Annotated in this window: 16 protein-coding genes; 6 read left to right on the top strand and 10 right to left on the bottom strand. The window is 69.6% G+C overall.

Features of this window, described 5'->3' with window-relative positions; genetic code table 11:
• Positions 1–62: 62 nt before the first annotated feature.
• From J2S53_RS10085 to J2S53_RS10075, 3 genes are read right to left on the bottom strand one after another with little or no spacing between them, the layout of a single operon-like run.
• Positions 63–1784: an IlvD/Edd family dehydratase gene (locus J2S53_RS10085; RefSeq protein WP_456240755.1), complete on the bottom strand. Its 1722-nt coding sequence runs from the start codon at positions 1782–1784 to the stop codon at positions 63–65.
• Positions 1781–3277 (bottom strand): aldehyde dehydrogenase (NADP(+)), encoded by a 1497-nt coding sequence (locus J2S53_RS10080; RefSeq protein WP_456240754.1) that lies wholly within the window; start codon positions 3275–3277, stop codon positions 1781–1783. Before J2S53_RS10080 ends, J2S53_RS10085 begins: the two co-directional genes overlap by 4 nt.
• Positions 3277–4182: a fumarylacetoacetate hydrolase family protein gene (locus J2S53_RS10075; RefSeq protein ID WP_456240753.1), complete on the bottom strand. Its 906-nt coding sequence runs from the start codon at positions 4180–4182 to the stop codon at positions 3277–3279. The genes J2S53_RS10080 and J2S53_RS10075 overlap by 1 nt, the downstream gene beginning before the upstream one ends.
• Positions 4183–4342: 160 nt before the next feature.
• Here J2S53_RS10075 and J2S53_RS10070 point away from each other — a divergent pair, with 160 nt between their 5' ends.
• Positions 4343–5140, top strand: coding sequence for an IclR family transcriptional regulator (locus tag J2S53_RS10070; RefSeq protein WP_130467999.1), 798 nt, complete (start codon positions 4343–4345; stop codon positions 5138–5140).
• Positions 5141–5424: 284 nt separating this feature from the next.
• Complete coding sequence (locus tag J2S53_RS10065; RefSeq protein ID WP_456240752.1) at positions 5425–6477, top strand: nitronate monooxygenase; 1053 nt, start codon at positions 5425–5427, stop codon at positions 6475–6477.
• Positions 6478–6532: 55 nt separating this feature from the next.
• On the opposite strand, the gene J2S53_RS10060 is transcribed toward J2S53_RS10065, so the two are convergent.
• The 5 genes from J2S53_RS10060 to J2S53_RS10040 all read right to left on the bottom strand — a co-directional run bounded on the left by J2S53_RS10060 (position 6533) and on the right by J2S53_RS10040 (position 9646).
• Positions 6533–6655: a DUF397 domain-containing protein gene (locus tag J2S53_RS10060; RefSeq protein WP_092625914.1), complete on the bottom strand. Its 123-nt coding sequence runs from the start codon at positions 6653–6655 to the stop codon at positions 6533–6535.
• 126 nt (positions 6656–6781) lie between these two features.
• Entirely contained in the window at positions 6782–7252 is a 471-nt protein-coding gene (locus J2S53_RS10055) for an Imm1 family immunity protein (RefSeq protein WP_456240751.1), read from the bottom strand.
• On the bottom strand, positions 7249–8061 hold the full coding sequence (locus J2S53_RS10050) for a DddA-like double-stranded DNA deaminase toxin (protein WP_456240750.1): 813 nt from the start codon (positions 8059–8061) through the stop codon (positions 7249–7251). Before J2S53_RS10050 ends, J2S53_RS10055 begins: the two co-directional genes overlap by 4 nt.
• Positions 8062–8607: 546 nt before the next feature.
• Entirely contained in the window at positions 8608–8802 is a 195-nt protein-coding gene (locus J2S53_RS10045; protein ID WP_456240749.1) for a DUF397 domain-containing protein, read from the bottom strand.
• Entirely contained in the window at positions 8792–9646 is an 855-nt protein-coding gene (locus J2S53_RS10040; RefSeq protein WP_092625921.1) for a helix-turn-helix domain-containing protein, read from the bottom strand. Before J2S53_RS10040 ends, J2S53_RS10045 begins: the two co-directional genes overlap by 11 nt.
• 124 nt (positions 9647–9770) lie before the next feature.
• On the opposite strand from J2S53_RS10040, the gene J2S53_RS10035 reads away from it, so the two are divergent.
• The 3 genes from J2S53_RS10035 to J2S53_RS10025 are packed head-to-tail and all read left to right on the top strand — an operon-like array spanning position 9771 to position 10713.
• Positions 9771–10028 carry a zinc finger protein gene (locus J2S53_RS10035; RefSeq protein ID WP_456240748.1) on the top strand — a complete coding sequence of 86 codons (258 nt, stop codon included), beginning with the start codon at positions 9771–9773 and terminating at the stop codon, positions 10026–10028.
• Positions 10025–10267 (top strand): hypothetical protein, encoded by a 243-nt coding sequence (locus J2S53_RS10030; protein ID WP_456240747.1) that lies wholly within the window; start codon positions 10025–10027, stop codon positions 10265–10267. The genes J2S53_RS10035 and J2S53_RS10030 overlap by 4 nt, the downstream gene beginning before the upstream one ends.
• Positions 10267–10713: a hypothetical protein gene (locus tag J2S53_RS10025; RefSeq protein WP_456240746.1), complete on the top strand. Its 447-nt coding sequence runs from the start codon at positions 10267–10269 to the stop codon at positions 10711–10713. The genes J2S53_RS10030 and J2S53_RS10025 overlap by 1 nt, the downstream gene beginning before the upstream one ends.
• 295 nt (positions 10714–11008) lie before the next feature.
• Here J2S53_RS10025 and J2S53_RS10020 read toward each other — a convergent pair whose 3' ends face one another.
• On the bottom strand, positions 11009–11644 hold the full coding sequence (locus J2S53_RS10020; RefSeq protein WP_456240745.1) for a class I SAM-dependent DNA methyltransferase: 636 nt from the start codon (positions 11642–11644) through the stop codon (positions 11009–11011).
• A gap of 208 nt (positions 11645–11852) precedes the next feature.
• Positions 11853–13148, bottom strand: coding sequence for an MFS transporter (locus J2S53_RS10015; RefSeq protein WP_456240744.1), 1296 nt, complete (start codon positions 13146–13148; stop codon positions 11853–11855).
• 215 nt (positions 13149–13363) lie between these two features.
• On the opposite strand from J2S53_RS10015, the gene J2S53_RS10010 reads away from it, so the two are divergent.
• Positions 13364–14290 (top strand): LysR family transcriptional regulator, encoded by a 927-nt coding sequence (locus tag J2S53_RS10010; RefSeq protein WP_456240743.1) that lies wholly within the window; start codon positions 13364–13366, stop codon positions 14288–14290.
• Positions 14291–14315 lie beyond the last annotated feature (25 nt).

The raw sequence follows: 14315 nt of genomic DNA, 5'->3' as shown, positions 1-14315 counted from the left end.
GCGCGCGAGCCGCCGAGGGGCTCGCGCGCGGTTGAACGCGGGACGGGGGCGTCCCGGGGCCGTCAGTGGGACTGCCGCGCCACCGTCGGGCCGCTGGAGCCGACCAGGAAGTCGAGATCACAGCCTTGGTCGGCCTGCAGGACGTGCTCGGTGTAGAGCTTCACCCAGCCGCGCTCCTCCTGCCGCGGGGTGGGGTGCCGCTCGGAACGCCGACGGGCGATTTCCTCGTCGGGCACGTCGAGGTGCAGCCGCCGGGAGGCCACGTCGAGTTCGATCCGGTCACCGCTCCGCACCAGCGCGAGCGGTCCGCCCACGGCGGACTCGGGGCAGACGTGCAGTATCACGGTTCCGTAGGCGGTTCCGCTCATCCGTGCGTCGGAGATGCGCACCATGTCGTCCACGCCCCGCTCGGCGAGTTTGCGGGGAATGGTGAGGTTGCCGACCTCGGGCATTCCGGGGTAGCCGCGTGGTCCGGAGTTCCGCAGCACGAGCACCGTGTCCGCGTCCACGTCCAGCTCGGGGTCGTCGACGGCGGCGTCGTACTCCTCGATGCTGTCGAACACCAGCGCCCTGCCCCGGTGGTTCGCCAGCTCGGGGGAGACCGCGGACTGCTTGACGACCGCCCCGTTCGGAGCGAGGTTCCCGTGCAGCACCGCGGTCCCCGCGCCGAGGCCGAGCGGCTCCGCACGCGGGTGGATGACTTCGGTGCCGGGCACCCGCTCCCCGCCGGACGCAGCCTCGACGAGCCCGCGCCCGGTGACCGTGATCGCCCGTTCGTCCAGCAGATCGGTCAGCTCGGCCAGGACGGCGGGCAGCCCACCCGCGTAGTAGAAGTCCTCCATCAGGTACTCGCCCGAGGGCTGCAGGTTCGCCAACCACGGCACGTCGCGGCTGATCGCGTCCAGGTCGTCCAGCGTCAGCGGGAGTCCCACCCTGCCCGCGATGGCCAGCAGGTGGACCACGGCGTTGGTGGATCCGCCCAGCGCCGCGTTGGCGACCACCGCGTTGCGCATGGCGGGTTCGGTCACGACTCTGCTGAGTCGCAGGTCCTCGCCGACCATCTCGACGATCCGCTGTCCGGCGCGCTGCGCGGTGGCGTAGCGGCGGGAGTCCACGGCCGGTATCGCGGCGGAACCCGGGAGCGAGAGGCCCATCGCCTCGGTCAGGCAGGCCATGGTGGATGCGGTGCCCATCGTCATGCAGTGCCCGTTGCTCCGGGACATGCCCGACTCGGCGGCCAGGTAGTCCTGTTTGCTCATCCTGCCCGCGTTGACGTCCTGCGTGAACTGCCACACGGCCGTTCCCGAACCGATGTCGCAGCCTCGGAACTTCCCGTTGAGCATGGGGCCGCCCGTGACCACCAGGCTGGGCAGGTCCACGCTGGCCGCTCCCATGATCGACCCGGGGGTCGTCTTGTCGCACCCGGTCAGCAGCACCGTTCCGTCCACGGGGTTGCCGCGCAGCGACTCCTCCACGTCCATCGACAGCAGGTTGCGGAAGAGCATGGCCGTGGGGCGCAGCAGTGTCTCGCCGAGCGACATCGTCGGGAACTCGACGGGAAATCCGCCCGCCTGCCAGACTCCCTGCTTGACGCTCTCGGCCAGCCTTCGCAGGTGCGCGTTGCACGGTGTGAACTCCGAGAAGGTGTTGCAGATCCCGATGACCGGACGTCCGTCGAAGACCTCGTCGGTGAACCCCTGGGCCCGCATCCACGAGCGGTGGAGGAAACCGCCCCTGCCGCTCTCGCCGAACCAGTGCCTGCTGCGGTTGTCCTCGTCGTTCATAACGGCCTCCTGACCGGGGACGTGCTCCGCTCACCGTCGACGAGGCGGGGCAGCCCGAGCGGGTTGTGGTCCGCCAGCTCCTCCGGGAGCAGCGGTTGGGGAGTGGACTGGAAGCACACCGGACGCAGGAACCGCCGCAGCGCCGTGGTGCCGACGGAGGTGTGCACCGACCCGGTGGTGGCGGGGTGGGGGCCGCCGTGGTGCATGGCCGCCGTGACCGCGACCCCGGTCGGCCAGCCGTTGAACACCACCCGGCCGACCCGCTCGCGCAGCACTTCCAGCAGCGGAGGAACCACCTCGTTGTCCGGATCGGACGGTCGTTCGGCCTCGCAGTGGAGGGTGGCGGTGAGGTTTCCCGTGAACGCCTCGGCGGCCTCCCGCAGCTCCGCGAGGTTCTCGTAGGTCACCACGATCGAGGTGGGGCCGAAGCACTCGGTGAGCGCGGAGTCGGAACCGGCCAGCAGTTCCGGCACGGTGGTTTCGAGCAGCGTCGCGGGTACCCGCTCGTCCGCCGGGGTGCCGGTGGCCAGCACCCGCATTCCGGGGACGGTGGTCAACCGGTCGCGTTCGGCGGCGTGCGCGTCCCTGATCCGCTCGTTGAGCATCGCGGCGGGAGCCGACCGCTGCACCGCGTCGACGATGCGCTGCCGTTCGCCGTGCCTCGAGGGCAGGAACAGCAGACCGGGTTTGGTGCAGAACTGTCCCGCGCCGAGGGTGAAGGACGCCACGTACCCCTCGACGATCTCGGGGCCGCGTGCGCGCAGCGCGGCGGGGGTGACGAACACGGGGTTGAGACTGCCCAGCTCGCCGTAGAAGGGGATCGGGTCGGGCCTGGAGTTCGCCGCGTCCAGCAGTGCTTTTCCGCCCGCCTCCGAGCCGGTGAACGTGGCCGCCTTGACCCGCGGATCGGTCAACGCGCGCAGGCCGGCGTCTTGCCCGTGCACCACCGCGAGAGTGCCTTCGGGGGCGCCGGAGGCGCGGAGCGCTCCGGCGAGGAGCTCGCCGACGCGTTCGGACAGCCGTGGGTGTCCGGGGTGCGCCTTGACCACCACCGGACATCCCGCCGCCAGCGCCGAGGCGGTGTCACCGCCCGGGACGCTGAAGGCGAACGGGAAGTTGCTCGCGCCGAACACCACGACCGGTCCGAGCGGCACGAGCATCCGCCGCAGGTCGGGCCTGCCGTCCTCATTCGCCGTGTCGATGACGGGTTCCAGGTACCCGCCGTCCTCGAGTGCCGCGGCGAACATCCTGAGCTGTCCGCTGGACCTGCCCACCTCGCCGGTGAGGCGGGGGCGTGGGAGAGCCGTCTCGCTCTCGGCCAGCGAGACGAGCTCCTCGGTCGCGGCGTCCAGCGCGTCCGCCGCCGCCCGGAGCAGCAGGGCCCTTTCGGAGGGACGCAGCGCGGCGAGCGGTCCGGCCGCCTCGCGCGCGGCGCCGAGCGTTCGTTCGAGTTCGGGGAGGTCGGTTTCCTCCGGGGTGGTGGCCGTGGTCATCACGCCCTCGCTTTCGATTCGGTGGGGGGTTCGGTGAACCAGGAGGTGGTTTCCCGTCCCCGAACGACGTGGTTCGACAGCCTCGCCACCTCGTCGATCTCGATCTCGATCAGGTCGTCCGGGGCCAGGGTGAAGTCGAGTTCCGGGATGATCCCGGTGCCGGTGGCAAGCACGGCACCGTCCGGGAAGTCGGTCTCGGCGAACAGCGCGTCCACCAGTTCCCGCGGGGTTCGGTGCAGCTTCGCGGTGGAGGTCTCCCCGCGCCACACCTCGTTCCCGTCCCGTCGCACGGTCATGCTGATGCGCAGGTCGGTGGGGTCCTCCACCTGCCATATCGGCCTGATGCCCGCGCTGAGTCCGCAGCTGCCGTTGTAGACCTTGGCCTGCGGCAGGTAGAGCGGGTTCTCCCCTTCCAGGGAGCGTGAGCTCATGTCGTTGCACGCGGTCAGGCCGACGATCTCGCCGTGGCTGTTGACGACCAGCGCCAGTTCCGGCTCGGGGACGTTGAGCGGCGAGTCCGCGCGGATGGCGACGGGGTCGCCGTCCGTGACCACGCGCCACGCCGGTGCCTTGAAGAACAGCTCGGGTCGCGGCGCGTCGTAGACGTGCAGGTAGACGGTGCCCGCGTCGCTCTCCTCGACGCGGGCACCCCGGGACCGTTCGTAGGTCACGCCGCTCGCCCAGACCTCGGTGCGGCCGTCGACGGGAGGAAGCAGCCGAGCGCCCGATTCGGGCGTGGACTCGGCGGAGGTGTCGCGCTCCAGGAGTTCACGGAGCTCGGTCGCGGACAGGCGTAACAGCTCCGCGATGCTTTCCACCGAGGGCAGGGGGGTGACGCGGTCTCCTTCGTGGCGGCCGACACGGGCCGTGCCCGTCCCGGGATCCACGTAACGAACCAGGTGCACTGCGCCTCTCCTTGAGTCGTTCCGGGCGACCATCACTCGTAATGGTCAGTATGCTGAACGGTAGACAGCATGCTGAACGATATGGGCCGCTGTGATCTGTGTCAATCCAAGGTGGGAAATAGGATGCGGCGCAGGGACCGGCTGAGGAGGAGCACGGATCGTGGAGAACGAATCGGGTCAGGGGGACGGAGACCGCTCTCTCGCGCCCGCGGTTACGCGTGCGGTGGCGGTTCTGGACATGCTCGCCGCGAACCGGGAGGAGTCGTTCGGGCCGAGCGAGCTCGGCCGCAGGCTTGGGATCGCGAAGTCCTCCGTGTCCAACGTGTGCCACGCCCTCGCGCAGGGAGGGCTGCTGCGGCAGGTGGACGGGGAGTACTGCCTCGGCCAGCGGCTGGTGGAGTACGGCGAGGCGTATCTCGCGGGTGTCGACCTCGTCCAGCAGTTCCACGCCGCCTGCCTCGAGCTGGCCGAGGACGAGGAGGAGACCCTCCAGCTGGCCGTACTCGACGGTTCCGACGTGGTCTACCTGGCACGCAGGGGTGGAGGCCACCCGATCAGGCTGGTCTCCGAAGTCGGTCGTCACCTGCCCGCGACGTGTACCGCGGTGGGCAAGGCGATGCTCGCCACGCTGAGCGAGCGCGAGCTGGCGGAACGGCTCGGTACGGACCAGGAGCTGCCCCGGCTGACCGCCAACAGCGTGCGCACCCGCGCCGAACTGGATCGGCAGCTTTCCGAGATCCGCGCCAGGGGCTACGCCGTCGACGACGAGGAGGCGGGCGAGGGCATATTCTGCCTGGCCGGCACGGTCTCGACCCGCAGCGGCACGACCGCCGCGGTCAGCGTCACCCTCCTCAAGGCCCGACACAGCCGGGAACGTGAGCAGCGACTCGTCGCACTGCTGCGAACGCTTGTGCGGGACCTGGCGGGGCGGCTCGGTTCGACCGGGGTGCGGGGGTAACGGGATTCGGCGTCCCCACCGGTCGCCGCTCGGGAAGCGACGTCGAGCTCTCGCACTCGTTGGCTACCTGGATTTCACCCCTGGTGTGTTGACGGCCGACAAGCCCGGCACGCTGTGCCGGATTTCATCCGCGCCGCTGTTGCGCGGCGGTTCCGGCTTTGTGACCGTGGATCTCGCCGGGCCGCACGGTTGTCGCCTCGCCTCAGCGGGTAGCCCCGTCGTCCGGCACGGCTCGCCGCTGGTGGGCCGGAACACGACTTCCTCGAGAACCAGGAGCGCACGCGGTGTTCGATTTCTCCGAGCTGCGGCTCCCCGTGATCGCCGCGCCGATGGCGGGCGGACCGTCCACACCGGAACTGGTCGCCGCCGTGGCAGCGGCGGGCGGTACCGGTTTCCTGGCGGCGGGCTACAAGACCCCGGAAACCCTGCGGGAGCAGATCGAGCGGGTGCGCGGCGAGGTCCCGGTCTTCGGCGTCAACCTGTTCGTGCCGGGACCGCCTTCCGACCGCGCCGAGGAAGTGGCCGCCTACCTGGCGGAACTGCGCGGCGAGGCCGAGCGCTACGCCGCGAAACTGCCGCAGCCCGACCCGGCCGACCGCGACCGCTTCGAGGAGAAGCTCGACCTGCTGGAACGCGAACCGGTCCCGATCGTCTCCTTCACGTTCGGCCCGCCGCCCGCGGAAGTGGTGCAACGGCTGCACCGGGTGGGCACGCACGTGGTGGCCGGCGTCACCACGGTCGACGAGGCGCTGCACGCCGAACGCAACGGTGCCGACACCCTCACGGTGCAGGGCACCGAAGCGGGCGGCCACCGCGCGACGTTCCACCCGGACACCCCGGACGACGAGGTGAGCACCCTCGAACTGCTCGTGCGGGTGCGGGCGGCCACCGAGCTGCCGCTGCTCGCGGCCGGTGGGATCTCCGACGGCATCGACATCGCCAACGCGCTGCGGGCGGGGGCCACGGCGGTGCAGCTGGGCACCGCCTTCCTGCGCTGCCCCGAGGCCGGGACGAACGGGCCGCACAAGGACGCGCTGATCGACCCGCGCTTCGCCGAGACCACCGTGACCAGGGCGTTCTCGGGCAGGAACGCGCGCGGGCTGCGCAACCGGTTCATCGCCGAGCACGACGCCACAGCCCCGGCCGCGTACCCGGAGGTCAACCAGCTCACCAAACCACTGCGCGCCGCCGCGGCAGCGCAGGCCGACCAGGACGGGTTGGCGCTGTGGGCGGGGACCGGCTACCGCGAAGTCTCCGACGACTCCGCCGGGCGAATCGCCACTCGGCTGTGGGAGGAGGCCGGGAGCCCGGTTCCCGGCGATTTCGCGAGAGATTGACGGTTCCCTCCGGGGCCTGGTGGCTACCGGGGACGCCGTCGTGGGCTTCGCGTGGTCAGTGGAAGCGGTCGGTTTTGACGGCCGCGATGAAGTCCGTCCACTGTGCTCGGGTGGTGGTGAGGTGTCCGGCCGTGCGGTTCTTGGTGTCGCGGATGGCCGCGCCGTGGAATCGGCGCATCCGCCGGTCCCGGCGGGGAGCGATCGAGGGCTTCGTCGATCACACGGTCAGCATCGTCCTATCGCTCCACGTGGTGGAACTGGTCATGCATGAGTGCGCTGATACTCACTCGGTAGGTTCCGGCTGCTACGCGGCGACGGTCATGCGCTCGGTGATACGCCCGTAGTAGTCCGCTGCTACCCAGGTTACCGGGGCTGGACGTCGGCCTCCGGTGCTCCAGAACTCCCGGAGCGCTGTGCGGGCCTGCTCGATGGGGATGGCTGTGAACCGATCGTGGTAACGTCCGGTGTCGATGTCGCTGGCCAGGTGGGGGTCCTCCAGCGGCGGTTTCGAGTTGAAGGATACCCAGATCCGGTCCGGGTCAAGATCGGATGCGGTGAACAGCAGCGCCGCGTATCCGGCGGTCGGGTTGACGCAGACCCGTACGTGGTACTCGGGAAGGTCCATTGTTTCGAGCGTCACCGTCCGCTCACCAACGAAGACCTCGCTCGGCTGGAGCGGACTACCCTGTGTGAGAACAGTGTTGATGACCTGGTCGACCTGGTCCGCGTCGTAACCGTGCAGCCAGTCGTGTTGGTGACTCGCGCTGATGATCATGCTTTCTTGGCTCCCTTCAGTTCGTACGGTACCCCACTGCCCCAGGGCCAGACACTGACTGATTTGCCCGCCGAGAGCAGGGCACGGACTGCTGCTTCGCAACCGAAACGACCCTGACAGATCACGGGCTTGTTGATCACGATGCTGACGTGGTTCAGGTTCGGCTGGCTGTCCAGCCACCGGGCTACCTTGGTTTCCACGTGGCTGGCTGAGGGCACAGCCTTGGCCCGAGGCGATATGGCCGGGAACGCTGGGCTCGCCCGAAGTTCCTGGTCGTTCTGCTCGAACCAGACGTCGTGTTCCCCGCTTCGCCACGGTTCGGTGTTGATCTGGTTACCCTCGTCGTCGAACACGTTCCCGGCGGTTTCCGACAGGTCGGTCAAGCTTGTGACCTCGTGTTCAGCCCATTCCGGGGTGCTGAACTCGGGTTCGTCGTCGCGGTGGGCCGTAGCATCCGGCTGGTGTGGTTCGAGGCCCGTAGGCATGGCGGCTGATGGCGAGTTCGCCTCGTCATCGCTGGGGACTCCGGCGGTCTCGGCTCCGGGGGCGCCGATGCTGGTCATGTAGGTGCGGATGGCCTTGTCGACCGAAACGAGTGTTTTGCCGACCTCGGTCGTGGTGGACCAGGCTTCGCGGTAGGCCGGGATGCCGGCCGACAGGTCGTGGTGGGTGTGCTCGTCGACGACGGTGGCCAGGGTCTGGCCGCTTTCGCCGATCCGGTGGCGGGCTTGGACGAGAGCGGTCTGGCTTTCGGCGAGTTTGGTCAGCACCAGGGCCAGTTGCTCGCCGAGCTTTTCGAGACTGCTCACGGTGCCTGCCTGTGTTTCCGTCTCGGCGCGAGTGAAGGGTGTGGCTTGCCTGCCGGTGGCACGCTCGTCCGCGACGCTCGCGGTAGTGATCGCGGGCAGAGGCAGCCCGGCGACCAGCGGTTGTGCGGCACGTCCGGCGCCGAACTAGCTGCGGGCCTCGATCTCCATTCCCCACGCGTCTCCGGTAACACGCCGCCGGGAAGGACTGTCACCGCGCGGCCTCCTGCGGCGTGGCTGGTCGCTTCGGTAAGGACGCGCTGTGCGCGGTGGAGTGCCTCATCCTGCTCCGGGGTGGACCCGGGATCCTCGTCCCCGTGGCTGCGGGCCACGTCCTGGATGCGACTGACGGTTTGTTCGGCCTGCGCGCGGATCGTGGGGAGAGTGAGGAGCTGTTGCATGGCGCGACGGTAGCGTCGCCGACCGACAGCGAGTGCTCTTCAGCGGACGAACCCGTCGCGGAAGGCCTTCTTCCCGGTCAAAACGCGGCCGATCGAAAAGACCGTCCCGGTGCACGCGCACTCACCGGGACGGTCCGAACGGCTGAACTCAGTCGAAGCGGTTGGTTTTGACGGCGGCGATGAAATCCGTCCACTGTGCTCGGCTGGTGGTGAGGTGTCCGGCGTCGCGGTTCTTGGTGTCGCGGACGGCCGCGCCGTCGGCTAACCGGCCGACCTCGACGCAGGCGTTGCCGGTGGAGCTGCGGGTGGGTTTGCGCCAGTTGGTGGGATGTTCAGCTGTCACTGGGTGCTCCTTGAGTGTTGGCGAGTGTGGCGATGAGGTCGGTTGATTGTTCGGGGTTCATCGCCGTGTTCCGCAGGGTGGTGAGCGCGTTTTCGAACGCGTGTATTTCTTTCGGGGTGTGTAGCAGTGTCAGTGAGCTGAAGTGTTCGATGTAGACGATTGGTGCTGCTTTGTCGAAGTCGAAGTAGATGAAGCTTCCGGCGTGGGTGGGGTTCCATTGGCCGGTGCGGCTGGCGACGATCCTGATCTCGACGTTGGGCAGCTCGCTCATCTTCAGCAGGTGGCGTAGTTGCTCGGTGTGCACCTCGGTTCCGCCGATGGGGTCGCGGAGTGCGTTCTCGGTGATGATCGCGGTGAAGTTCGGCGCGTCCCGTTTGGTGAGCATGTCGCGGCGGCCGAGCCGGATGGCGGTGCGTGTGTCGGCGTCGCCGGGTGACCAGGTGGCGATGATCGCCCGCGCGTAGTCGTGGGTCTGCAACACGCCGGGGATCACGGTGGTGGCGACCTCGGCGATAGTGCTCGCGGTGCGTTCGTACTCGATGAGTGTGGTCATGTCGCGGTGGGAGGAGTCGCCGACGGCCACCCAGTTGGCGTCCTCGGCGGCTCGGGCGAGTTCGACCACTCTGCTGCGCTCGGTGTCGGTGGCGTCGAGCGCGGTCAGGATCGCCGCGACCGTTTCCGGCTCCGGTCGTTTGGCGCCGCTTTCGTAGCGGGCGAGCACGCTGTGGTGTTTGTGGACTTTTTCCGCCAGTTTTCGTGTGGACAGTCCTGCTTTCTCGCGTGCTTCTCGCAGTTCAGCGCCCAGCGTTCGTGTCTTGGGCAATCCTCGGCTGTTGCCGCCCATGCGCCAACGATAACCCGCGTCTCGTGGCGCTTACGTCATTCGATCAGGCGATTGCACATGGTGTTGCTAGCAACGCATATTGGTGTTGGCAACGAAAGATGTTGTTGGCATAGAGGAGGTCATCGTGTCGCATCCGTTTGTGTGGGTGTCGGGTGGTGGTGCTCGGCATGCGAGTGGGGATGTGGTGCCGCTGCCGGGGGTGGAGTTTCCGGAGGGTGTGGTGGTGTCGACGTTGTGCGGCGTGGAGGTGTCGGCGGGGACGGGTGAGGTGGCGTGGTTGTGGGGCACGTGTCGCGACTGCGATGAGCGGACTCGGGAGCTGGTGGGGTTGGAGTCGTTGGCCGAGGTCGAGCGGCGTGCCGGGGCGGTGGTGCGGTCGTGAGCGGTGAGCGGGCGAGGTTGGTGATCGCGCTCAAGCATGAGCGGTGGGTGCTGGATCGGGTGGCCTGTGACCTGGCGGGTGGTCGGGCTACGGCGCGGCAGTGTGCGGAGACGGCGGTGGTGCTGGAGCGGGTGGCGCGGCGGCTGCGGGAGCACGCGGCGGCGGTGTCGTTCGGTGGTGGGGCCGTGGATGGTGTGGTCGATGCGGGTGTGCTGGGTGATGAGGGTGGTGCCCGGTGATGGTGGGTTCGGTGTGGCCGGTGGGGACGGCGGTGGTGCTGGCCGGGGTGGCGGTGGTGTTGCGGTGCTGGTCGCGGCGGGGCGCCTGGCGTCCGCGTCACGCCGGGGGCAGTGGTCCGGCGGCACGCGGGGTGGCGGCGTTGCGATTGCGGCCGTATTTCCGGGAGGAGCGGCCCACGGTGGAGTTGATCGGGTGGCCGCTGGTTGATCCGGATGAGCAGCCGCACCTGTTCGCCCCGGCGGTGCCGGGGCCGGTGGCGTCGTCGGTGGTGCCCGCTGCCGCCGAGGCTGGTGCGGCGGCTGGTACCGCGACCGGTCCCGGGGTTGCTGCCGGGGCCGGGGAGCCCGGGAATGTCGAGCCGGGGCCCGGGAGCGTGGCCGAGCATCCGGACCTGGTCGTCATGGGCCGGGTGCTGGCCGGGTTGCGGCGGCTCCAGAGGCCCTGAACCCTTCCGAGCTCCGGCGTCGTCGTCTGGGCGCGGCCCGCGGTCATGGTCCGGGTGTCCCGACCAGCCCCCGACACAGCGGCGAGACACCCGGACCACCCCGACCTGGACCTCGTCAATTTCTCGAGAAATCGACGCGAGGGATGCCGGGGCGCCTGGCCTCGGCGGGCGTCAATTTCTCGAGAAATCGCCTGGAGGGTGGTGGGGAGAGCGCGGCGCTGGAAGAGGGCTGGGCGCTCGGAAGAGGGCCGGGCGCTCGGAAGAGGGCTGGGGGATCCTGGAAGACGGCGAGATTCTAGGGTTTGCGGGCGAGCAGCAGCTGGTGCTGCTCGGTCTCGGTACTGCTCCGTCCGGTGGGGACGAACGGTTCCGAGCTGTCCCGCAGCACCTCCAGGCCCGCCCGCTCCAGCAGCCGCGGCCACTCCTCGGCGGCGAAGCTGGTGGCGTGGATCGGGTATCCCAGAAAGCGCACCACCCGCTGCTCGATGTCGCCGGGCACCGTCAGCAGCGCGAACACGCCACCCGGCGTGAGCCAGTCCCGCACCCGCTCCAGCATGGTGCGGATCTCCGCGCGCGAGAGCGTCAGGAACGAGAAGAACGCCACCACCGCGTGCAGCGACCCCGGCGGAAAGTCCCGGTCGCGGATGTCGGTGAGTTCGAACCGCGCCCCCGGGACCCGCTGCCGGGCCAGCTCGATCATGGTGGCCGAGACGTCCAGGCCGGTCACCTCGAACCCGGCGCCGGACAGTCGCTCCGAGACGGGGCGGCCGGTGCCGCTGCCCAGGTCCAGCACCTCGTCACCGGGCCGCAGCCGCGCCAGCAGCTCGTGCAGTCCCTGCCACACCAGCGGTGCCTCGTGGAACGCCGCCTCGTAGTCGGCCCCGAGCTCGTCGAACACCTCTGCCGGGTCCAGCACACCGTCCGAATCCACGTCGACTCCAAGGAGTAGGCGCCGGTTACCGCCTTCGATGCTGCGGCGAAACCGACGCCGCGTCCCGCAGAAACGCCGGAACCGACGGAGAACGTGTCGGTAACTCGCTGCTCCGAGAGTTCGCGGGGAGCCCCGGTGAACACCGGCGACTCCCCGCGTCCGAATCAGCTCCGCGGGTCGTACCCGCTCCGCGACGATGCCGCGCTCGTCAACTCCTGGCCCCGGCCACGGACTCGTTCGAGCCCGCCCGTTCCGAGACCGTGACCTCGGCCGACTCCTCGGCGTGCGAGGCGGGCCGCGCCGCGATCGCCACCGCCAGCGCACCCAGCGCGCCGATGGCCGCGAAGGCGTAGAAGCCCCACGGGTAGGCGATACCGGCCGTGAGCAGCGCACCACCGATCAGCGGGCCGCTGATCGCGCCGATGCGCCCCACACCGGTGGTCCAGCCCAGTCCGGTGGCCCTGCTGTCCACCGGGTAGCTGCGCCCCACGAACGCGTAGACCAGCACCTGGGCGCTGAACACGAAGAACCCGGCGAAGAACACCGCCGCGTAGAGCCCGAAAGCGGGCAGCCGGACGCTGAGCAGCGCCAGCATCACGGCGGCCGCGCCGAACCAGGCGACCGTGGAGCCCTTCACGCCCGCCTTGTCGGCCACGCGGCCTGCCACGACCAGGCCGATCACGGCGCCGGCGTTGAGCGTCAGCAGCAGCCCCAGCGAGGTCCCCAGCGGATACCCGGCGCTGCGCATGATCTCCGGCAGCCAGGTGTTGAGTCCGTACACCAGGATCAGCCCCAGGAACGAGGTGATCCAGAAGGCCAGCGTGGAGCGGGCCATGCCGTCGCGGAACAGCAGCGTGATGCTCTGCCGCGCCGAGGCGCCGTGCGACTCGGTGGACCTCTCGGCCTTGGCCCGGAAGACCTCGGACTCGGGCAGGTAGCGCCACATCAGCGGCACCAGCACCACGGCGGGCAGCGCCCCCGCCACGAACATGGCGTGCCACCCGAAGTTCGGGATCAGCGCGATCCCCAGCAGCGCGGTCAGCACCGCGCCCACGTGGTAGCCCGTCATGATCGTGGTGGTGGCGCTGCTGCGCCACGAGCCCCGCGCGTACTCGGTGGTCAGCGTGATCGCGGTCGGCAGGCAGCCACCCAGGCCCAGCCCCGCCAGGAACCGCAGCAGCCCGAACACGAACACCGAGGGCGCCACCGCGCACAGCAGTGTGAACAGCGAGAAGGTGGTCACCGCCACCAGCAGCACCTTGCGGCGCCCGATCAGGTCCGTGACCGTTCCGATCGTCAGCGCGCCGACCATCATGCCGATCAGCCCGACCGTGGAGACCACCGACGCGCTCGCGGGCGTCAGCCCCCACACGTCGTTCTCGAGCATCACGGGCAGCACCGATCCGAGCACCACCAGATCGAAGCCGTCCAGCAGCACCGCCGCCCAACACAGCGGCAGCACCCAAGCGGCGCCCGCGCGACTAGTCGTCTCAACACCCGACACAGCACTCTCCTAGCTGGGTTGGACGTGGTTGGAAGTTCCGGCCGGTCACACCGTCTCCCCGCCCGGTCGGCGTCGCGTGGTCGCGGCGTCGCGCGGCGTGTCATGGGGTCCGGGCGGGATGGTGACCGTCGGGTAGCAGCCTGACTTTGACGTAAGTCATATGTCCAATACCATCTCGTGACGGTAGTCATACGATCAAAATATGCGGCACGGCTGTGCTGCGACGGATGGCGGAAGTGGAACTACGACACCTGCGGTATTTCGTGACCATCGCGGAGGAGCAGAGCCTCACCCGCGCGGCAGCGCGATTGCACATCGCGCAACCTCCGTTGAGCGCGCAGCTGCGCAAGCTCGAAACGGAGCTGGGAACCAACCTCGTGCACCGCACCGCGCGCGGCGCGCAGCTCACCGAGGCGGGCAAGGTGCTGCTGGAGGAGGCGCGGCGCATCCTGCACGAGGTGGAACAGGCGGGCCGGATGACCCGGGAGGTGGGCAGCGGGCTGGTGGGCAGGCTGGCGCTCGGGTTCATCCCCTCCGCGTCGAACGCGGTGCTGCCGCCCATGCTGCGCCGGTTCAAGGCCGAGTACCCCGACGTGACGCTGCACCTGCAGGAGATGCGCCCCGACGAGATCGTGGACCGGCTGCACGACCGGCGGATCGATGCCGGGCTGTTCTACCTCCCGTTCGAGGACCCCGCGCTGCACGTCCGGCCGGTGGCCGAGGAGTCGCTGCTGCTCGCGTTGCCGGCCACGCACCGGCTGGCCGACCGGGAGCGGGTGCGGCTCGACGAGGTCTCCGACGAACCGTTCATCCTGCCCGCCCGCCACGGCAGCATGCCGGGGCTTTACGCGATCGTGGTCGAGGCCTGCGAACGCGCGGGTTTCACCCCTCGGGTGGTGCAGCGCGACGTCTGGCTGATGCAGACCATCGTCGGGCTCGTGGCCGGTGGCATGGGGGTGGCGGTGGTGCCCGCCTCGATGCGCAGCCTGCAGCGCGCCGGTGCCGTATTCCTGGCGCTGAGCGACGTCGGGGAGCGGGCACAGACCGCGATCTCGTGGCGTCGCGGCAGCACACCGCCGGTGCTGCGGTCCTTCCTGGACATCGCGACTGCGGGGCCACGTCCGACCACCACCGCGGAGTGATCCCCGCGGCTGGTGCTCCCGGGGA

Origin of the sequence: Actinopolyspora lacussalsi, assembly GCA_030803735.1 — a bacterium.
Lineage (GTDB): Bacteria > Actinomycetota > Actinomycetes > Mycobacteriales > Pseudonocardiaceae > Actinopolyspora > Actinopolyspora lacussalsi.
Note: the sequence above shows the minus strand (reverse complement) of the source record. Positions and strands in the feature narration are given on the sequence as shown.